Below are 19,217 nucleotides of genomic sequence, written 5' to 3'. Positions count from 1 at the left end.
TCGGCCCGGCACAGAAAAGGGCGGCTTGAAGCCGCCCAGTTTCCGCAAGGACATGCTGTAGTGATCAGTTGTTGAAGCCGACCTTGTCGACCAGCTCGGAAGCCGCGGCGCGGTTTTTGGCAATTTCATCAAGCCCGAGCGTATCCGGCTTGATCTTTCCAAACGAATTCACGATGTCCGACGCCTTTGCGTTCGGGTCGACCGGATATTCAAAGACCTGCTCGGCGTAAATCTCCTGGCCCTTGGGGCTTGCCAGGAATTCCATCAGCTTGATGGCGTCGTCACGGTTGGGTGCGTTTTTGGCAAGCGCCATGCCGGAAATGTTGACATGGGTGCCGCGGTCGCCCGTGTTCGGGAACAGTACCTTGATCGAATTTGCCCACTCCTTCTGCTCGGGCTCCTTCTCATTGGTCATCATCAGGCCGACATAATAGGTATTGCCGATGCCGAGATCGCACTCGCCGGCGAAGACGCCCTTTGCCTGTGCACGGTCATTGCCGCCCGGCTTGCGGGCAAGGTTGTCCTTGACGCTGGCTAGCCAGGTCTCGGCCTTTTCTTCTCCGAGATGGGAAATCATCGACGCGATCAGAGCAACGTTGTAAGCATGCTGCCCGCTGCGGATACAGATCTTGCCCTTCCATTTCGGATCGGCAAGCTCTTCATAGGTGATCGTGTCCTGGTCGACGCGGTCCTTGGAGGCGTAAATGACGCGGCCACGGGTCGTCAGACCGAACCAATGACCTTCCGGATCGCGATAGCTGCCGGGAATAGCACCATTGATTGCTTCATTTTCGACTGGCTGGGTAACGCCTTCGGATTTGGCACCGCTCAGGCGGCCGATATCGGTCGTCATGATCACGTCAGCCGGCGAGTTCTCGCCTTCAGCCTTCAACCGTTCGACCAGACCCTTCTTAAGGAAGAGAACATTCGTCTTGATGCCGGTTTCCTCGGTAAACGCGTCCAGAAGCGGAGCAATGAGGTCCGGTTGGCGGTAGGAATAAATATTGACCTCCGCCGCAATCGCCGTCGTTCCGACCGTGGCCGCGATCAGGGCACTCAACCCGGCTGCGTAGAATGATTTGGCGTGCATGATGGTTCCCTTGATACATACAAAATTGGCTTAACATGACGCCATTACTCCATTTTACCGGCGCAATGCAATAAAGATGAGAATTATTTTCAATTTTTTTGCTCCAGTTTATAACCGTTCTAATAAGTAGCTGATTATTTAGCGTAAAACGGGAAGCACCGACGCGATTTTCTGTCCGGAAGTTGTGGCATTTCAATTCAGAAAACTTGACGAAAAAAATCGAATTTTATAGAATGATTCTAATTTTGGGTCTTTCACCCAACCTTAGCAATCAGGATGAATAGACAATGCGCGTAACAAAACAAACAAACTATGCCGTGCGCATGCTGATGTATTGTGCAGCCGATCCCCATGAGCTCAGCCGCGTCCCTGAAATCGCAAAGGCCTATGGTGTTTCTGAACTGTTTCTTTTCAAGATTCTGAAGCCCCTGGTAAAGGCCGGCATCGTTCAGACCGTTCGCGGCCGAAATGGTGGCATAAAGCTGGGACGGCCGGCTGAAAAGATCAGCCTTTTCGACGTCATCCGTGTGACTGAAGACAGTTTTGCCATGGCCGAGTGCTTTGAAAACGACTCCGCCGAATGCCCGCTTGTTGACAGTTGTGCGCTGAATTCCGCCTGGCGTGAAGCGTTGAATGCGTTCCTTGAAGTGCTCTCGCACCACACGATCGCCGATCTGTCTGCTGCCCGCTTCAACATCGGCAGCCGGCTGGGTCTCGACCTGCCAACCGCGACGGGCACCCGGTAGGAACCGCTGTCGCTAGAAATAGGCCATCGGATCGACGCCGATGAGCACGCCGTGAAAGTGAAGCATCAGGGCGTAGAGCACGAGGCCGGTTCCCAGCTCCAGGATAAATCGGACTGACAGGGCTCGGCGCAGCCGCAGCATGACCGGACCACAATTGACCGCAACCTGCCTGTCGAATTCAGCCGGCGACATCTGCTGACGGGCGCGCCGTTCCAAGACCGGCCTGCTGATCAGACAAAAAAGCGCGAACGCACCGAACATCACGACGCCAACAAGGTCGCCGTTTGTTATGGCATGTCCCAGCGCCCACAGGAACAATGCCCACAGGACAGGATGGCGGGTCAGCGCCAAAATGCCCGGCCGTTCAAGATCGGCAGGTCCCCCGACGAACGAAATGGAAAAGGGATTGGCGCGGCTCGCGCCACATGCCAGAAGCACCGCCGCAACGGCCATGATCACCATGACGATGACGACGGTGGGACCGGTCGTCGGCCAAAGTCCGATATGGGGCGCCTTCGCCGCTGCCCAGATCAGCCACAAGAGCAGCAGGATTGAAACAGCCGAGTACAACAGCAGATAGATCCGCCTTCCGAGCCGGCCGATCAGGTAATCACGCAGCCCCGTGCGGGCAGGCACGACATGCGATGCTATGAAAACCACAAATGCGATAACAAATTCGGCCACTGAAACGGACACCTCAATTCGGCTTCGTCATAACGAATGGCACGCCAAAGAGGAATATGTGGAGGTTGCGGCCTTTCGGCTCAGCTGTCCTTCAGCCGATTGAGGCAGCTTCTGCGGATCACTTTCAGCTCTTCCAGCGTATCGCTGATCAGCGCCTTTTTCTTTTCAAGATCGGCAATGGCCTTGGTGGTCTCGTTGACGACATATTCGAGCTGCTCGATGCGGCCTTCGCCATGCTCACCATAAAGATCGAGGAAATGCCGGATTTGCGCCAAAGTCGATCCGATTGTCTTGGCGCGTAAGATAAGCGCGAGCCGGGCCCGGTCGCGCCTTGTGTATACACGGGCCCCATTCACCCGAGCCGGGTGAATGAGATCCTTGTTTTCGTAAAATCGGATGGTGCGGGTCGTAATGCCAAACTCCTCGGCAAGATCGGCAATGCCGAAAAGCTCGCGCCCGTCAGCAGGTGTCTTGCCGGAGGCCATTGATTGCGCGGCGCCCGCCCCGTCCTCATCACGAATTTGGCTCACTGGCTAAAGCACCTGCCCGAGTTTCATGGCAACACTCATGTCACCTTCGACCTTGAGCTTGCCCTGCATGAATGCGCCGGTCGGATCGAGTTCTCCGGCGATGATCGACTGCAGGTCTTCCAGGCTGACACCGATGGTGCAGTCTGCTTCCTGATCTTCGGTGCTGACAGTCTGGTTGTCGATAACCAGCACGCCGTCATCGCCGCAATCGAACTTGACGACCTTGTCGAATGAACCGGCAGCAACACGGTCCTTCATAGACGCCGCAATTTCAGCAACACTCATATCCATACTCCTTGGCTTTGGTGTGGTTGCACCCATCATATACGCATCCACTCTCCAGGCTGCAAATGGTTTTCGCATAGATGAATGAATTGACGTATACGTTAATCAATGAAATGATCGCCGCAGCAAGTGGCCGGCCACGCCCGATCACCGGATTCAGGCACAAAGCCGGCACGTTAAGGACCGCGAGGAGGATAAGATGCAGCTCACCGAAGAACACGAGCAACTGCGCAACACAGTCTCGAAATTCATCGAAGCGGAAATAAATCCGCATGTCGATGAATGGGAAAAGGCTGAACAGTTTCCCGCGCATGAGGTGTTCGCAAAGCTTGGAGAGCTCGGCTTGCTCGGTGTCAAATATGATCCCGAGTGCGGCGGCCTCGGTCTCGATTTTTCCTATTCCATGGTCATGGCCGAAGCGTTGGGTGAGGTCGGTTGCGGCGGCGTGCCGATGGCAATTGGTGTCCAGACCGACATGTGCACACCGGCACTCAACCGTTTTGGCTCCGATGAGCTGAAGAAGGAGTGGTTGGCGCCATCCATCGCTGGCGAGCTGGTAGGCTGCATCGGCGTTTCCGAGGCTGGCGGCGGATCGGACGTTGCGGCGATCAAGACGACCGCAACGGTCGACGGCGATGACTACGTCATCAACGGCTCCAAGATGTGGATCACAAACGGCTTGCAGGCTGACTGGTGCTGCCTGCTTGCCAATACCGGCGAAGGCGCGGTGCACAAGAACAAGTCGCTGATCATCGTGCCGCTCGATTCAAAAGGTGTCGAACGTCAGAAGATCCACAAGATCGGCATGCACTCATCCGACACGGCCCAGCTCTTTTTCGACAATGTCCGCGTTCCGCGCCGCAATCTCGTCGGCCAGGAGGGTATGGGCTTTACCATGCAGATGCTGCAGTTCCAGGAGGAGCGGCTCTGGTGCGCCGCCTCGACCCTCGTAACGCTGGATCGGCTGATCGACCTGACAATCGAATATACGCGCGAGCGCAAGGCATTCGGCAAGTCGATCCTGGACAATCAGGCTGTCCACTTCCGGCTGTCGGAACTGCGCACCGAGGTGGAGGCGTTGCGGTCGCTGACCTGGCGGGCCATCGAGGATTATGTAAACGGCAAGGACGCGACAAAACTCGCATCCATGGCGAAGCTCAAATGCGGCAGGCTCAACAGGGAAGTGGCCGATTCCTGCCTGCAATATTGGGGCGGCATGGGCTTTACCGCCGACAATCCGGTCAGCCGGGCCTATCGCGACGGACGGCTTGCCTCCATCGGCGGCGGCGCCGACGAGGTCATGCTCGGTATTATCTGCAAGCTCGAGGGAACACTGCCGGCCGGTTCTTAAAGTGCTCCCGCTGAGCACAATCTGGATTAGCCGAATTGCCGCGCCTTGTCGCAGCCTTGCCGGTTTTGCTCATGATGATTTGAGGTAGCAGCGTACCATCTCGATCAGCTCATCCAGCATGGATGGCGGCACCTCATCGCCGCTCAATTGCATCACGTCGAGCACCGAGACGATCGAATCGGAAATCACCCGTGCACGCGCCGTTTGATCGCCCGCGTAATTGGGGTCGGCTTTTTCCAGATACCGGGTGAGTTGATCCGCCGATTTGTTGAAATTCTCCCGGCTCAAACGCCAAAGGGACGGTGAGGCGCGCATGGCGTTGCGAAGCACGGCCAGGCTCTGCTGGCTGCTTCGCCATGTTGCCAGTTCGCGTAGAGAATCAGCAAAATTATCGGCCCAGTCTCCATCGCGCCGAAGCAATTCTTCATAGTGACGAGCCCGCAATTCATGGCGCGCCGCGAACATGCGTTCGTTCAGTTCCGCTATGACGTGATGCTTGTTTGGAAAATAGCCATAGACCGCCGCCACATTGATTCCGGCCTGATCGGCAATTTTCTGCATGGTCACGCCGGAAAAGCCTTCCTGTTCCAGTATGCCAAGCGTTGTATCCAGTATCAGTTCTACTGTTTTCCTCGAACGGCTCTGCTTGGGTAGCCGCCGCCCCGGAGCCATTAGTGGATTGGTCTTCTGTAGCTGCCCGTGTGTCATACGCCCCCACCGTACTAATGTTTTAGTTCTATCAGGACATGCAGTCGAAATCCACAAATAGAAATGATGTATCTACATATTCGAAATCAGCAATTCATATCTGTTCTTCAGCTTTGAACTGTTGCTTCCGGGCAGCAAGAAGCTCTCTAATATTTTGATATTATGGAGTCTTATTCCGAATTACGGATTTCTGAATAATGGCGCGCACTCAAATGAACTACATCACGGCAATGTTTATATCTGTGGGAAAAATGCAAAACTATGAAAGCAGGTGCACCGGCTTCAAAGACGGCGAACCTGATTCGAAACCATCACCCCGCTCTATTGCTCTTGACGCGCGCTTGTTGGTAATCTCGAAAGTAGAGCAGCTCTAAACAGGGTCGGTCTGTGACATTCCCCCTCGATGCAGCAAATAAGGCCAATCTGCGCAACCGGAGAACGCAGCGCCTGAAACGCCATCAGTCACCAAAGGGAAAACAGCCAGACAGATGAGACCAGCGACCGGCCGGAACGGAAGCGCAACCGGGAGGAACGAAGTCAAGGTATGGTGGAGGTGTACTACTCTCCCTTTCTGATCGCCGCATCGGTGCTCGTGGCAATTATGGCGGCGTTTACCTGCCTGCGCCTGACAAACGGGCTGAGGAACCTGCCTATTTCGCGCAGGAAGGTGCGAATCGCCCAGGCATCTGTTGCGCTTGGCGGCGGCATCTGGTCGATGCATTTCATCGGCATGCTTGCGGTCAGGCTGCCGTTTGTTGTTTCCTACGATCCGCTGCTGACCCTGAGTTCCGCGCTCATCGCCATATTGATAACCGGCTGCGGGCTGCTGCTGCTGCATTTCGGCGAACGCACCAATTTGCGTATCCTGATATCGGGAAGTCTGACCGGCATCGGCATTGCCTCAATGCACTACACCGGCATGGCGGCCATCTCGGCGAACTGCATTGTGACTTACAAGCCTTGGGGCATCGTGCTTTCCGTCGTGATCTCGATTGCCGCCTCGACACTCGCCATGTGGCTTGCCTATTCCAACCGTTCGCTGCTGCGCACCGTCATTGGAGCTGTCGTCCTCGGCCTGTCGATTTCGGCGATGCATTACGCCGCCATGATCAACACGACCTTCGCCCAGGCCGCCGATTTTGTCGCCGAACCCATTCCGGCCCTCGATCCGCAGGTTCTGGCAATATCGGTCAGTTTGAGCGCCTTTGTCATCTGCGGTCTGTTTCTGCTCCTGGCCGTGCCGATGGAAGAAACTGCCGAAGAACCGCACCCAGCGCCCGAAGCAGCACCGGCGACCGATGCGCCCGCAACGAACAAACAGAAGATCAAGGCCCCCAGCCTTGCACTCAGCCGCGCCGGCAACATGGCCCAGCCGGTCAAGAACAGCATTCCCTATGAAAAGGAAGGCACGGTCCGGTTCATGAATGCCGATCGTATTTTGACGATTGAAAGCGATGGACACTACACGAAGATCCGCACCGATGAGGATGCGTTGTTCTGCCCGTGGTCGCTCTCAAAGGTGGAAAAAAGCCAGCCCGCCAACCGGTTTTTGAAGACCCACCGGCGTTATCTCGTCAATCCGGCGCATATTAAAGGGTTGAAAAAGGTCGGCGACCAGCTCTTTTGCTATGTCGGCAAGGCCACGGAGCTCGAAGTTCCGGTCAGCCGCGCACGCGCCAAGGATCTGCGAAACCTGCTTGGCGTTTAGGCCCGGTACGGCAAACCTGCCATTCGTGCAAAATATAGACCGTTGGTGCAAAATGCCGCTCATTGGTGCAGCGGCAATTCCCATTATCCGGCCATGACGCTCAAATTCCTCCATCAGTTTTGGGAGGAACTTCATGATACCCGGTTCATTTGACTATCACCGGCCGCGTACGATTGACGAGGCGGTTGGACTGCTCGCCGATCATGCCGGCGATGCATTTATTCTGGCTGGCGGACACAGCCTCATACCCATGATGAAGCTGCGCATGGCAACGCCTGAGCACCTCATCGACATTCAGGATATTACTGAATTGTCCGGCATTACCGTCGGCGGCGATACGATTGAGATCGGCGCGGCAGTGACGCAAACCCAGTTGGTTGCGTCGGAAGAGCTGGCATCCGCCTGCCCCATCCTGCGCGAGACATCGCTGCAGATAGCCGACCCGCAGATCCGCAATGTCGGCACCCTCGGAGGCAATGTCGCCAATGGCGATCCGGGCAACGATATGCCCGCCATCATGCAGCTTCTCGACGCCGAATATGTACTTCGTGGCAACGGCGGCGTTCGGCAGGTCAAGGCCCGCGAATTTTATGAGGCGGCCTATTTCACTGCCCGCGACGAGGGCGAAATCCTGACGTCGGTTCAAATTCCGGTACCGGCGGCAGGGCATGGCTACAGCTATCAGAAGCAGAAACGCAAGATCGGCGACTACGCAACGGCAGCGGCCGGTGTCATCCTGTCCGTAACAGGCGGAAGCTGCACCAGCGCCTCCATCGCGCTGACCAACGTCGCCGACACGCCCCTTTGGGCCGAAGCCGCCTCCAACGCACTGATCGGCTCGGATCTCGGCCCCGGTGCCGTCAATGCGGCCGTCGATGCCGCCCGCGCCATAACCGACCCCGCATCGGACGGGCGCGGCCCCTCTGAATACCGAACACATGTTGCCGGCATCATGGTCAAACGGGCCATCGAAACCGCCCATGCCCGCGCCGCCTGATCGGCGCGCACAGTCAATTCGGAGAATTCCATGTCAAAGACACACGTTAAGATGACCGTTAACGGCAAGGCGGTGGAGGCCCTGGCCGAACCACGCACCCTGCTCATTCATTTCCTGCGCGAAGAGCTGGACCTCACCGGTCCGCATATCGGTTGCGATACCAGCCATTGCGGTGCCTGCACAGTCGACATCAACGGACAGTCCGTCAAATCCTGTACGGTTTTTGTCGGCCAGGCCGAAGGCGCCGATATCACCACGATCGAAGGCATAGCGCACGCGGACGGGACCCTGCACGCCGTGCAGGAGGCATTCCGCCAGCATCACGGGTTGCAATGCGGCTTCTGCACCCCGGGCATGATCACCCGCGCCTGGCGGCTCCTTCAGGAAAACCCGAACCCGACCGAAGAGGAAATCCGCTACGGCATCAGTGGCAATCTTTGCCGTTGCACCGGATACCAGAACATCGTCAAGGCCATTCAGGCCGCCGCTGAGGAACTCTCGGTCAAGGAGGCTGCAGAATGAACGTCCAGACCCCACCCACCGATAAAGAACGCGTCGAAAAACTCCAGGGCCTCGGCTCATCGCGCAAGCGTGTCGAGGATGCCCGCTTTACGCAAGGCAAGGGCAACTATGTCGATGACATCAAGCTGCCCGGCATGCTCTTCGGTGATTTTGTACGCTCGCCTTACGGCCACGCACGCATCAAATCCATCAACAAGGAGGCCGCGCTGGCGGTTCCCGGCGTCGTCGCCGTTCTGACAGCGGAAGACCTGAAACCGTTGAACCTTCACTATATGCCGACCCTTGCCGGCGACGTTCAGGCGGTGCTTGCCGATGAAAAGGTGCTGTTCCAGAACCAGGAAGTCGCCTTCATCGTTGCCGAGGACCGTTATGCTGCGGCCGACGCCGCCGAGCTTGTCGAAGTCGACTATGAGGAACTTCCGGTTTTGGTCGACGCCTTCAAGGCCCTCGATGCCGATGCGCCGCTGCTGCGCGAGGATATCAAGGACAAGATGGAAGGCGCTCACGGCCCGCGCAAGCACCACAATCACATCTTCCTTTGGGAAGAAGGCGATGAGGATGGCGCCAACAAGGCGTTGGCCGATGCGGAAGTGACGGTCGAAGAGCTGATCACCTATCAGCGCGTTCACCCCTGCCCGCTCGAGACCTGCGGCTGCGTTGCCTCAATGGACAAGATCAACGGCAAGCTGACGCTTTGGGGCACCTTTCAGGCACCGCACGCGGTGCGTACGGTTGCCTCGCTGATCACCAACATACCGGAGCACAATATCCGCGTGATCTCGCCCGATATCGGCGGCGGTTTCGGCAACAAGGTCGGCGTTTATCCCGGCTATATCTGTTCGGCCGTCGCATCCATCGTCACCGGCGTGCCGGTCAAATGGGTCGAGGACCGTATCGAGAACCTGACGGCGACCGCCTTTGCCCGCGACTACCACATGACCGGCAAGCTTGCGGCCACAAAAGACGGCAAGATCACCGGACTGCACTGCCACGTGCTCGCCGACCACGGCGCGTTCGATGCCTGTGCCGATCCGACCAAGTTCCCCGCCGGCTTCTTTCACATCTGCACCGGCTCCTACGATATTCCGGTCGCTTATGTCGGTGTTGACGGCGTCTACACCAACAAGGCACCCGGAGGCGTTGCCTATCGCTGCTCCTTCCGTGTAACGGAAGCCGCCTATCTCATCGAACGCATGATCGATGTGCTGGCACGCAAGCTCGACATGGATCCGGCGGAACTGCGGATGAAGAACTTCATCAAGAAGGAGCAGTTCCCCTATCAGTCGGCGCTCGGCTGGGAATATGACAGCGGCGACTACCACACCGCCATGGAAAAGGCGATGGAAAGCGTCAGCTACAAGACCCTGAGGGACGAACAGGCCCACAACCGCGCCGCCTTCGACCGCGGTGAGACCCGCAAGCTGATGGGGATCGGCGTTGCCCATTTCACCGAGATTGTCGGCGCCGGCCCTGTCAAGAACTGCGATATTCTCGGTCTTGGCATGTTCGACAGCTGCGAGATCCGTATCCATCCGACAGGATCGGCCATCGCCCGGCTGGGCACGATCAGCCAGGGACAGGGGCACGCCACCACCTTTGCCCAGATCCTCGCAAGCGAGATCGGTATTCCGGCCGAGGACATCACGCTGGAAGAAGGCGACACCGACACTGCGCCCTACGGTCTCGGCACCTACGGCTCGCGCTCGACGCCGGTGGCGGGAGCCGCGACAGCCATGGCCGGCCGCAAGATCCGCGCCAAGGCGCAGATGATTGCCGCCTATCTGCTCGAGGTCCACGAGGGCGATCTCGAATGGGATATCGACCGTTTCCAGGTGAAGGGAAACCCCGAGGCTCACAAGACGATGAAGGAAATCGCCTTTGCCTCCTACAATCAGGCGATTCCCGGACTGGAACCCGGCCTTGAGGCAGTGTCCTACTACGACCCGCCCAATATGACCTACCCGTTCGGCGCCTATATCTGCGTGGTCGATGTCGATGTCGACACGGGCGTTACCGATGTGCGCAGCTTCTACGCGCTGGATGATTGCGGCACCCGCATCAACCCGATGATCATCGAAGGGCAGGTTCATGGCGGACTGACCGAAGCGCTTGCCATAGCCATGGGACAGGACCTTTCCTATGACGAAATCGGCAACGTCAAGGGCGGCAGCCTGATGGACTTCTTCCTGCCGACCGCGGTGGAGACGCCGAACTGGCAGACCGACCACACGACAACACCGAGCCCGCATCACCCGATCGGTGCGAAGGGCGTCGGCGAAAGCCCCAATGTCGGTGGCGTTCCGGCCCTGTCCAATGCAGTCAACGACGCCTTTGCCCACAAGGGTCTGACGCACACGCAAATGCCCCATGATCATTGGCGCGTTTGGCAGACGGCGCGAGAACTCGGCCTGACCGGCTGAGTGGCAGCCGCACCGCCGGATATTGATTTGCGGCGGTGCGGCGACATTTATCAATTATTCGCGCGAGCTGTTTATGACTATTAAAACCGATATCGGGTCAAAACTGGCCGCCGTCGGCTATGTCGCTGACGACGCCCTGGCGACCGCCCTGCAGCTGACTCTCACCCTGCAGCGCCCGCTGCTTCTCGAAGGCGAGGCCGGCGTCGGCAAGACCGAGACCGCCAAGGCACTGGCAAGCGCGCTCGACACCAGGCTGATCCGGTTGCAGTGCTATGAGGGCCTCGACGCCACAGCGACCATTTACGAATGGAACTACCAGAAACAGCTTCTGGCAATCCGTGCGCGCGAGCACGACAATCTCTCCGCCGAAGCCATCGAAAAGCAGATTTTTTCGGAAGACTTCCTCTTGAGACGGCCGCTTCTGGAGGCCATCAGTCAGGATGAGAGCCCGGTGCTTCTGATCGACGAAATCGACCGCGCCGACGAGGAATTCGAGGCCTATCTGCTTGAAATATTGTCGGACTTCCAGATCACGATTCCGGAACTTGAGACGATTTCGGCAAAAAGCCGGCCCTATGTCATCCTGACCTCCAACGGCACGCGCGAGTTGTCCGACGCGCTGCGCCGCCGGTGCCTTTATTCCTACGTCGATTTTCCCGACCATGCGCGCGAGCTGGCAATCCTTCGGGCAAGACTGCCCGACGTCGAGGATCAACTTGCCAGTACAATCATCGGATTTGTGCAGGGACTTCGAAAGGAAGACCTTGAGAAAAAACCGGGTATTGCTGAAACACTGGACTGGGCAGCAGCCCTCAGTGGTCTAGGCCTCAAGGCGCTGGATGAGGACCTCGACAAGGTCACGGCAACCATGATCTGCCTGTTAAAGACGGAATCCGACCTGAAATCCGTGCCGAAGGAACTCGTCTCGCGATTGGCAGGAAAGGCTGCCTGATGTCGACCGGCCGGACCATGACCGCAAGCGCAACGTTGACTGACAGGATCGTCGGCTTCATCGACCATCTGCGGGCGAACGGTTTTACCGTCGGTACCGAGGAAAGCGGACGCATTGCCGCGTTCCTGTCCGCCAGCCCGTTACCGCCGCTTGAAAAGGTGCGGCTCGAACTGAAGATCCTGCTGTCGGGCTGCAAGGAGGAATGGCTGCGCTTTGAAGAGCTGTTCGAAGCCTACTGGCTGGCATCCGGACGCATACGCACCGATATCCGCCGCACGACTTCGCCGCATGTCAAAAATCCGGATCGCCATGCTCCGATGTGGCGCGATCATCTGACACAGGAACATACCGGAGCCGGACGCGACACACCCCAGATCGAAAGCGAGACTGCCGGTGAGAAATCAGGCGAAGCTTCCGGACGGCTGATCGCGGCGACCCACACGGTCAATCAGAAGACCGACCTGAAACACATCGTCGACCCGGATGAGATCAGAGCCGCCGAGGAGCTGGCCCTGCGCCTTGCTCGTGCCATGCGTTACCGCCTGTCACGCCGATACAAGGCCGCACACAATGGCAAGCGCGTCGATCTGCGCCGAACGATCCGCCGGGCTCTGCCGCGTGGCGGTGAGCCTATCGAGCTGTTCAAGCGCACGACGCCGGACAGGCCGGTGCACATCATCGTCTTCCTCGACGTGTCCGGCTCCATGAAGCATTACAGCCGCTTCTTCCTGCAATTCGTCAAGGGTCTCGTTTGCTCTTGGATGCACTCCGACGCCTTTGTCTTCCACACCCGCCTGATCCGCGTCACCGATGCTGTTCGCGACCGCAACTCCGCCCGCGCCATGACCCGCCTGGCGCTGATGGCGGAGGGTTTCGGCGGCGGCACGAAACTCGGCGAGAGCCTTGCTGTCTTTAACCGTTCCTATGCAAGGCGGCTCGCCAATTCGCGCACCGTCGCAATCATTCTTAGCGACGGCTATGACACGGGCACACCTGAAACACTCGCCACGGAACTTGCGCGGCTGAAAAAACACATCAGGCGGCTCGTCTGGCTCAACCCGCTGCTGGGCTGGCAGAACTATGCACCCGTTACGGCTGCTATGCAGGCGGCACGCCCACATATCGACCACTTCGCCGCTGCCAATACCCTCGAAAGCCTTGCAGCCATCGAACCGCAACTGGCGCAGATTTAGGGGACGGCAACATGAAACTGTCCGAAACCACGCTGGATCTGATCGAAACGCTTCGCGGGAGCGGCAAAAGCTTCTGTGTCGCCACTATCGTCCGCACGAAGGATGCGACCTCGGCAAAGCCGGGTGCAAAGGCGGTGGTGACGGAAGATGGTGAATTGCATGGCTTTCTCGGCGGTGGCTGTGTGACCGGCGCTGTTAAAAAACAGGCGCTGAAGGCACTGGAGACTCAAGAGCCGGTCCTGATCCGCATCAAGCCGAAGGACGAGGTGGTTGCGCCGGTCGATACCGATGGCACGACCCTGCACAAATCGTCCTGTCCCAGCGGCGGCACGGTCGAGGTTTTTCTTGAGCCGATGAAAGCCACCCGTCGGCTGATCATTCTCGGGTCTTCTCCGATCGCACGGACGCTCGTTACACTTGCCGGGGCCATCGGCTACCGCACGATCGCCGGCGCTCCCGGCGACGAATCCGGCGAGATGCAGGCAGCCGACGTCTGCTTTGATGATTTTTCCGAAGCCGCTGCCGAGGCCGGGCCCGGCGATGCTCTGATCCTTTCGACACAGGGACGGCGGGATCGCGAAGCACTGCGGGCGGCGCTCGGATCCGATGCAGGCTATATCGGCATGGTCGCAAGCCGGCGAAAATTTCAGGTTCTGGCTGAGGAGATTTCTACCGACCCCGAACATACGCAGCGCCTTGATGACGTCCATGCGCCCGCGGGCCTCGACATCAAGGCGGTCGAGCCGGAAGAAATCGCCCTGTCGATCATGGGCCAGATTGTTGAACTGCGGCGCGCCGGACAACTGGATGATCAGACCGCAGCCGGCGATGAAACCAGAAAGGCGGCAGGACCATGACCGCCGCGACCCGGAACATCGACGCAGTCCTGCTTGCTGCGGGCCTTTCCCGCCGCATGGGCGATGAAAACAAGCTCTTGCTGCCGTTTGGCGGCGAGCCGCTCGTCCGGCACACGGCTACGATGCTGATGAACGCCGGCTTCCGGCAGGTCGTGGTGGTGACCGGTCATGATGCACGCGAAGTCGAGGCAGCACTCGATGGCCTTGATTTGTCGGTCAGCTTCAATCCGCATTTTGCATCAGGGCAGATGTCTTCCGTCGTCCATGGGCTTCATGCCCTCAAGGAGAGGGAAGTGCCGGCAAAGGGTGTCATGATTGCGCTTGCCGACATGCCCTACCTGCAGACCAGCGACTATTGCGATCTGAGCCGTATGTTTTTCAGCAGCGGAGCAGATTTTATCATCGTCCCGGAATATCTGGATCAGCGCGGCAACCCCGTCATCCTGCCGCAAAGCCAGATAGCGGCCGCCACGAGCGGCGGCCTCAACACCGGTTGCCGCAAGCTGATCGGCAACCACCCGGAAAGGGTCCGCGCCGTCGCCGTCAACAACTCGGCCTTCGTGCGTGACATCGACACCGCAGCCGATTACGGCCGCGCGCTCAAGTCTGCCTTTCCCACCGCACCCTGCTGTGGTTGAAACACAAGTAAACAGGAAACGCCCTATGGAAATGAACGATTCGCAGCGTATCAATGCCCCACGCCAGACCGTCTATGACGCCTTGAACGATCCCGAAATCCTCAAGCAGTGCATTCCCGGATGCGAGGAACTTGAAAAGGTTTCCGATACGGAAATGAACGCAAAAGTGGTTCTCAGGATCGGACCGGTCAAGGCAAAGTTTGCCGGAACGGTGGAACTTTCCGACCTCGTTCCGCCGGAAAGCTACACCATCAATGGCGAAGGCAAGGGCGGCGTTGCCGGATTTGCCAAGGGCGGTGCGACCGTCAGGCTGATCGAGGACGGCAATGACACGATCCTGGAATATGCGGTCAAGGCCGATATCGGCGGCAAGCTCGCCCAGCTCGGCAGCCGCCTGATCAATTCCACATCCAAGAAACTGGCCGGTCAGTTTTTCAAGAATTTCGGCAAGGTGCTGGAAGAAGAGGCTGTCGCCTGACGCACGTCATACCGGAATATAGGCCTGGGACTTGATCTCTTTAAGAACCAGGCTGGTTTTGACATGGGCGATGCCCGGCAGCTGGAATAAAAATTCCTCCAGCAACTGGTTGTAGGCGGCCTGATCCTCGCAGATCACCCGCAGATGATAATCGGCATCGCCCGTGGTCGCCAGGCACTCAAGCACTTCCTCGCGCTGGGTTACGGCGGCAATGAAATCCTGCAGGCGGCTGGTCTCGTGCCGCACCAGAGACACATAGACGATCGCCTGGAAACCGAGCCCCGCCGAAGGCCCGTCAACGATCGCCGAATAGCGGCGGATGACCCCCGATTTTTCCAGTGCATTGACGCGCCGCCAGCACACAGATGCGGAAAGACCCACCTTGTCCGCAAGCGCCTGATTGGTGATCTGGCAGTCTTTCTGCAGTTCCCGCAGCAATTCGCGATCATGCCGGTCAAGACGCATCGTATTCTCCAAACATTTCCAGAATCACCAAGATATTGGTGAAATTATCCCAAATTGCTCTATTTTTCAAATAAACTGGAGAATATGACCGGGAAAAATGGAGTAAAATAGCCCAAACAAGAATTAACGGGGATGCGCATCATGAACGTTCACGCTCCAATGCCGCTTGCGCAATACGGTCTCGACGACCGCTACCAGCGCCGGTCCGGCCGCGTTTATATGACCGGCACACAGGCAATCACCAGAATTGCCCTCGACCAGGCGCTCCGCGACCGGCATGCCGGCCTCAACACAGCCGGTTTCGTTTCCGGCTATCGTGGCTCTCCGCTCGGCGGCGTCGATCTTGAAATGTGGCGTTCGGCCGCGCTGCTCAAAGAACGCAATATCGAATTCATGCCCGCCGTCAACGAGGATCTCGCGGCAACCGCCGTTCTGGGCTCCCAGCAGGTTGAAACCGATCCGAACCGGAAGGTGGATGGCGTCTTCGGCCTCTGGTACGGCAAGGGTCCCGGCGTCGACCGCGCCGGCGATGCGCTCAAACACGGCAATGCCTATGGCTCCTCCCCGCATGGCGGTGCCCTTATCGTCGCCGGCGACGATCATGGCTGCGTCTCCTCCTCCATGCCGCACCAGTCCGACGTTGCCTTCATGGCCTGGTTCATGCCGACGCTGAACCCGGCCAATGTCGGCGAATATCTCCAGTTCGGCGAATATGGATATGCGCTCAGCCGCTATTCTGGCATGTGGGTCGGCTTCAAGGCTATCTCCGAAACCGTGGAATCCGCCGCATCCGTCGAAATCCACCCGGATCGCGTCTTCAAGACTCCCGATTTCGAGATCCCTGCGACGGGCCTTCACTATCGCTGGCCGGATCTGCCCGGCCCGCAGATCGAGGAGCGCATGGAGGCGAAAAAACAGGCTGTCTTCGCCTTTGCCAAAGCCAACCCGATCGACCGGCGCATCTACAACAATCCGAGCGCCACTTTTGGCATCGTCACCACCGGCAAGGGTCATCTCGACCTGATGGAAGCGCTACGCGTGTTGGGTCTCGACGAGGCGGCCTGCCGCGATATCGGTATCGATATCTACAAGGTCGGCATGGTTTGGCCGCTTGACCGCTACGACGCCCTGACATTCGTACGGGGCAAGCGCGAAGTGCTCGTCATCGAGGAAAAGCGCGGCATCATCGAAAGCCAGTTCAAGGAATATTTCTACGATTATCCCGGCGCCAAGCCCGACCACATGGCCGGCAAGCGGGATGAAAACGGCGACCGGCTGATCCCGTGGACGGGCGAACTGTCACCGCTGCAGCTCGCGCCGCTGGTCGCCAAGCGGCTGGATCTGGTCTTTGAGACCGACCGGTTCACGAAGCGTGCCAGGCACCTCACGGAAAACCATATCGCGCCCATTGCAGTCGCAGGCGCAACGCGAACACCCTATTTCTGCTCCGGTTGCCCGCACAATTCTTCGACCAAGGTTCCTGAAGGCTCCAAGGCGCTGGCCGGCATCGGCTGCCATTTCATGGCAAGCTGGATGGACCGCGAGACCACGTCTCTGATCCAGATGGGCGGCGAAGGCGTTAACTGGGCCGCTTCGTCAAAATTCACCGGAAACGGCCACATCTTTCAGAACCTCGGTGAGGGAACCTATTACCACTCAGGTTCGATGGCGATCCGCCAGTCGATCGCCGCCGGCGCCAACATCACCTACAAAATCCTCTTCAACGACGCCGTCGCCATGACCGGCGGCCAGCCCGTAGACGGGCCGATCAGCGTCCAGGCCATTGCCCAGGAAGTGCGGGCAGAGGGCGTCGAGCGCATCGCCCTCGTCTCCGATGATCCGACAAAGTTCGTCCTTGCCGATTTCCCGCCGCGCACAACCATCCACCATCGCCGCGAACTCGACCCCCTGCAACGCGAAATGCGCAATATACCGGGCGTTTCGATCCTGATTTACGAGCAGGCCTGTGCCACTGAAAAGAGACGCCGTAGAAAACGCGGCCAGATGGAAGATCCGAAGCGTTTTGCCGTCATCAACGAACTTGTTTGCGAAGGCTGCGGCGACTGCTCGGTGGAATCGAACTGTCTGAGCATCGAACCGGTGGAGACGGAATTCGGCCGAAAGCGCCGGGTCAATCTTTCCTCCTGCAACAAGGATTTCTCATGCCTTGACGGCTTCTGTCCGAGCTTTGTCACCGTCGAAGGAGCCGAACGGCGTAAAAGCGATGGTGCAGGCGCAGATGCTGAAAAACTGGCGGCGGACCTACCGCTGCCGGAAATGCACGCACTCGACCGGCCCTATAATCTTCTCGTCACCGGCGTTGGCGGCACCGGCGTCGTCACGGTCGGCGCACTGATCACCATGGCCGCACATCTGGAAAACAAAGGGGCATCGGTGCTGGACTTCACCGGCTTTGCCCAGAAATTCGGACCGGTTCTCAGCTATATCCGGCTGGCCGATACGCCTTCGAAGATCAACCAGGTGCGCATCGACAACAATTCCGCCGATGCTCTGATCGGTGGCGATATCGTCGTATCGTCCTCGCCCAAGGCTTCGAGCGCCTACAAGTCCCACATGAAGGCCGTGCTCAATCTTGCGGAATCGCCCACCGGCGATATCGTACGTCATCGTGATGCAAGCCTTGCCGTTGACAAGCGTGTCGGTGAAATCGCCAACACTGTCGGCACTGATAATGTCTCCACCCTCAACGCCAACCGCCTGTCGGAGCAGCTTTTGGGGGACAGTGTTTTTGCCAACATCATCCTTCTCGGCTTTGCCTGGCAGAGCGGCCTTGTGCCCGTTTCGCTTGAAGCCCTCACCCGGGCGATAGAGCTGAACGGCGTCGCGGTTGACGCCAATTTCCAGGCCTTTTCCTGGGGCCGGCTGGCAAGGGCCCGCCCTGACCTGCTGCCCCATGTGGCGCGCGAGCCGGAAACCACTGAGGAAACGCTGGAAACAATCATTGCAAGACGCGAGGAATTCCTGACGGACTATCAAAACAGCGCTTATGCGGCCCGTTACAGACGGCTCATTGATACGGTAAAACAACGCGAGGACAACACGGGCGCAAGCGGCGTGACCGAAGCCGTTGCCCGTTCATTGTTCAAGCTGATGGCGTATAAGGACGAATACGAAGTGGCGCGTCTCCATGCCGATCCCGCTTTCCTGCAAAAACTGAACGATCAGTTCGAGGGCGATTTTTCCATTAAGTATTACCTGGCTCCGCCCTTCCTGCCGCTCGGCAAGGATGCGCGCGGACGCCCGCGCAAGCGACAGTTCGGTTCCTGGATGCTGCCGGCCTATCGTGTCCTGGCGCGCTTCAAGGGCCTTCGCGGCACTGTGTTCGATCCGTTCGGGTACAGTCACGACCGTCGCACTGAACGGGAGCTCATCGTCTGGCTCGAATCGATGGTGAAAAACAACCTTGAAAAGGTGACTGCGGAAAATGCGTCGCGGTGGCGAGCACTGTTTGAAATACCGATGCAGATACGCGGCTATGGACCTGTGAAGGAAGAAGCGGTAGCAAAGGCAAAATCGGAAATGGACGCCGGTCTGGCGGAACTGACCTCCAGACCGGCACAGTGAGGAAATAC

The 19,217-nt window shown here is 58.3% G+C and carries 18 protein-coding genes; 12 read left to right on the top strand and 6 right to left on the bottom strand.

Features of this window, described 5'->3' with window-relative positions; genetic code table 11:
* Positions 1–64: 64 nt before the first annotated feature.
* Positions 65–1,090, bottom strand: a complete 1,026-nt coding sequence (locus tag ABVT35_RS17345; RefSeq protein ID WP_368467983.1) for a Fe(3+) ABC transporter substrate-binding protein — start codon at positions 1,088–1,090, stop codon at positions 65–67.
* A gap of 287 nt (positions 1,091–1,377) precedes the next feature.
* On the opposite strand from ABVT35_RS17345, the gene rirA reads away from it, so the two are divergent.
* Positions 1,378–1,836 (top strand): iron-responsive transcriptional regulator RirA, encoded by a 459-nt coding sequence (gene rirA, locus ABVT35_RS17340; RefSeq protein WP_368467982.1) that lies wholly within the window; start codon positions 1,378–1,380, stop codon positions 1,834–1,836.
* 12 nt (positions 1,837–1,848) lie between these two features.
* On the opposite strand, the gene ABVT35_RS17335 is transcribed toward rirA, so the two are convergent.
* The 3 genes from ABVT35_RS17335 to ABVT35_RS17325 all read right to left on the bottom strand — a co-directional run bounded on the left by ABVT35_RS17335 (position 1,849) and on the right by ABVT35_RS17325 (position 3,335).
* Entirely contained in the window at positions 1,849–2,520 is a 672-nt protein-coding gene (locus ABVT35_RS17335) for an NnrU family protein (RefSeq protein ID WP_368467980.1), read from the bottom strand.
* Between the two features lie 80 nt (positions 2,521–2,600).
* A complete protein-coding gene (locus ABVT35_RS17330) occupies positions 2,601–3,050 on the bottom strand; it encodes a MerR family DNA-binding transcriptional regulator (protein ID WP_368467978.1) in 450 nt (149 codons plus the stop codon).
* Between the two features lie 3 nt (positions 3,051–3,053).
* Positions 3,054–3,335 (bottom strand): SCP2 sterol-binding domain-containing protein, encoded by a 282-nt coding sequence (locus ABVT35_RS17325; RefSeq protein ID WP_368467977.1) that lies wholly within the window; start codon positions 3,333–3,335, stop codon positions 3,054–3,056.
* A gap of 199 nt (positions 3,336–3,534) precedes the next feature.
* Between ABVT35_RS17325 and ABVT35_RS17320 the strand changes: the two genes are divergently transcribed.
* A complete protein-coding gene (locus ABVT35_RS17320) occupies positions 3,535–4,686 on the top strand; it encodes an acyl-CoA dehydrogenase family protein (RefSeq protein WP_368467976.1) in 1,152 nt (383 codons plus the stop codon).
* A gap of 69 nt (positions 4,687–4,755) precedes the next feature.
* Here ABVT35_RS17320 and ABVT35_RS17315 read toward each other — a convergent pair whose 3' ends face one another.
* The gene (locus tag ABVT35_RS17315; protein ID WP_368467975.1) at positions 4,756–5,394 is read right to left on the bottom strand and encodes a TetR/AcrR family transcriptional regulator; all 639 of its coding nucleotides are present in this window, start codon (positions 5,392–5,394) and stop codon (positions 4,756–4,758) included.
* Positions 5,395–5,938: 544 nt separating this feature from the next.
* Here ABVT35_RS17315 and ABVT35_RS17310 point away from each other — a divergent pair.
* The 9 genes from ABVT35_RS17310 to ABVT35_RS17270 all read left to right on the top strand — a co-directional run bounded on the left by ABVT35_RS17310 (position 5,939) and on the right by ABVT35_RS17270 (position 15,159).
* Positions 5,939–7,102: an MHYT domain-containing protein gene (locus ABVT35_RS17310; RefSeq protein ID WP_368467973.1), complete on the top strand. Its 1,164-nt coding sequence runs from the start codon at positions 5,939–5,941 to the stop codon at positions 7,100–7,102.
* 133 nt (positions 7,103–7,235) lie between these two features.
* On the top strand, positions 7,236–8,099 hold the full coding sequence (locus tag ABVT35_RS17305; RefSeq protein WP_368467972.1) for a xanthine dehydrogenase family protein subunit M: 864 nt from the start codon (positions 7,236–7,238) through the stop codon (positions 8,097–8,099).
* 30 nt (positions 8,100–8,129) lie between these two features.
* Positions 8,130–8,621, top strand: coding sequence for a (2Fe-2S)-binding protein (locus ABVT35_RS17300; RefSeq protein WP_368467971.1), 492 nt, complete (start codon positions 8,130–8,132; stop codon positions 8,619–8,621).
* The gene (locus ABVT35_RS17295; RefSeq protein WP_368467970.1) at positions 8,618–11,041 is read left to right on the top strand and encodes an aerobic carbon-monoxide dehydrogenase large subunit; all 2,424 of its coding nucleotides are present in this window, start codon (positions 8,618–8,620) and stop codon (positions 11,039–11,041) included. The genes ABVT35_RS17300 and ABVT35_RS17295 overlap by 4 nt, the downstream gene beginning before the upstream one ends.
* Positions 11,042–11,114: 73 nt before the next feature.
* Entirely contained in the window at positions 11,115–11,993 is an 879-nt protein-coding gene (locus ABVT35_RS17290) for an AAA family ATPase (RefSeq protein WP_368467968.1), read from the top strand.
* Positions 11,993–13,186, top strand: coding sequence for a VWA domain-containing protein (locus ABVT35_RS17285; RefSeq protein ID WP_368467966.1), 1,194 nt, complete (start codon positions 11,993–11,995; stop codon positions 13,184–13,186). Before ABVT35_RS17290 ends, ABVT35_RS17285 begins: the two co-directional genes overlap by 1 nt.
* Before the next feature lie 11 nt (positions 13,187–13,197).
* Positions 13,198–14,043, top strand: coding sequence for an XdhC family protein (locus ABVT35_RS17280; protein ID WP_368467964.1), 846 nt, complete (start codon positions 13,198–13,200; stop codon positions 14,041–14,043).
* Positions 14,040–14,681, top strand: coding sequence for an NTP transferase domain-containing protein (locus ABVT35_RS17275; RefSeq protein ID WP_368467962.1), 642 nt, complete (start codon positions 14,040–14,042; stop codon positions 14,679–14,681). Before ABVT35_RS17280 ends, ABVT35_RS17275 begins: the two co-directional genes overlap by 4 nt.
* A gap of 25 nt (positions 14,682–14,706) precedes the next feature.
* Positions 14,707–15,159 (top strand): CoxG family protein, encoded by a 453-nt coding sequence (locus tag ABVT35_RS17270; RefSeq protein ID WP_368467960.1) that lies wholly within the window; start codon positions 14,707–14,709, stop codon positions 15,157–15,159.
* A gap of 6 nt (positions 15,160–15,165) precedes the next feature.
* Here the strand turns inward: ABVT35_RS17270 and ABVT35_RS17265 are convergent, their stop codons facing one another.
* Positions 15,166–15,624, bottom strand: coding sequence for an Lrp/AsnC family transcriptional regulator (locus ABVT35_RS17265; RefSeq protein ID WP_368467959.1), 459 nt, complete (start codon positions 15,622–15,624; stop codon positions 15,166–15,168).
* Positions 15,625–15,765: 141 nt separating this feature from the next.
* Between ABVT35_RS17265 and ABVT35_RS17260 the strand changes: the two genes are divergently transcribed.
* Positions 15,766–19,209: an indolepyruvate ferredoxin oxidoreductase family protein gene (locus ABVT35_RS17260; protein WP_368467957.1), complete on the top strand. Its 3,444-nt coding sequence runs from the start codon at positions 15,766–15,768 to the stop codon at positions 19,207–19,209.
* The last annotated feature ends 8 nt before the right edge of the window (positions 19,210–19,217 follow it).

Source organism: Hoeflea sp. TYP-13 (genome assembly GCF_040932035.1).
GTDB lineage: Bacteria > Pseudomonadota > Alphaproteobacteria > Rhizobiales > Rhizobiaceae > Hoeflea_A.
The sequence above is the reverse complement of the archived record's forward strand: the minus strand, read 5'-3'. Positions and strand labels throughout refer to the sequence as shown.

Coding starts and splice junctions, on each gene's coding strand:
- ABVT35_RS17320 (WP_368467976.1), top strand. CDS start 3,535: ATGCAGCTCACCGAAGAACACGAGCAACTGCGCAACACAGTCTCGAAA.
- ABVT35_RS17260 (WP_368467957.1), top strand. CDS start 15,766: ATGAACGTTCACGCTCCAATGCCGCTTGCGCAATACGGTCTCGACGAC.
- ABVT35_RS17275 (WP_368467962.1), top strand. CDS start 14,040: ATGACCGCCGCGACCCGGAACATCGACGCAGTCCTGCTTGCTGCGGGC.
- ABVT35_RS17270 (WP_368467960.1), top strand. CDS start 14,707: ATGGAAATGAACGATTCGCAGCGTATCAATGCCCCACGCCAGACCGTC.
- ABVT35_RS17325 (WP_368467977.1), bottom strand. CDS start 3,335: ATGAGTGTTGCTGAAATTGCGGCGTCTATGAAGGACCGTGTTGCTGCC.
- rirA (WP_368467982.1), top strand. CDS start 1,378: ATGCGCGTAACAAAACAAACAAACTATGCCGTGCGCATGCTGATGTAT.
- ABVT35_RS17295 (WP_368467970.1), top strand. CDS start 8,618: ATGAACGTCCAGACCCCACCCACCGATAAAGAACGCGTCGAAAAACTC.
- ABVT35_RS17265 (WP_368467959.1), bottom strand. CDS start 15,624: ATGCGTCTTGACCGGCATGATCGCGAATTGCTGCGGGAACTGCAGAAA.
- ABVT35_RS17300 (WP_368467971.1), top strand. CDS start 8,130: ATGTCAAAGACACACGTTAAGATGACCGTTAACGGCAAGGCGGTGGAG.
- ABVT35_RS17345 (WP_368467983.1), bottom strand. CDS start 1,090: ATGCACGCCAAATCATTCTACGCAGCCGGGTTGAGTGCCCTGATCGCG.
- ABVT35_RS17285 (WP_368467966.1), top strand. CDS start 11,993: ATGTCGACCGGCCGGACCATGACCGCAAGCGCAACGTTGACTGACAGG.
- ABVT35_RS17280 (WP_368467964.1), top strand. CDS start 13,198: ATGAAACTGTCCGAAACCACGCTGGATCTGATCGAAACGCTTCGCGGG.
- ABVT35_RS17310 (WP_368467973.1), top strand. CDS start 5,939: ATGGTGGAGGTGTACTACTCTCCCTTTCTGATCGCCGCATCGGTGCTC.
- ABVT35_RS17315 (WP_368467975.1), bottom strand. CDS start 5,394: ATGACACACGGGCAGCTACAGAAGACCAATCCACTAATGGCTCCGGGG.
- ABVT35_RS17305 (WP_368467972.1), top strand. CDS start 7,236: ATGATACCCGGTTCATTTGACTATCACCGGCCGCGTACGATTGACGAG.
- ABVT35_RS17290 (WP_368467968.1), top strand. CDS start 11,115: ATGACTATTAAAACCGATATCGGGTCAAAACTGGCCGCCGTCGGCTAT.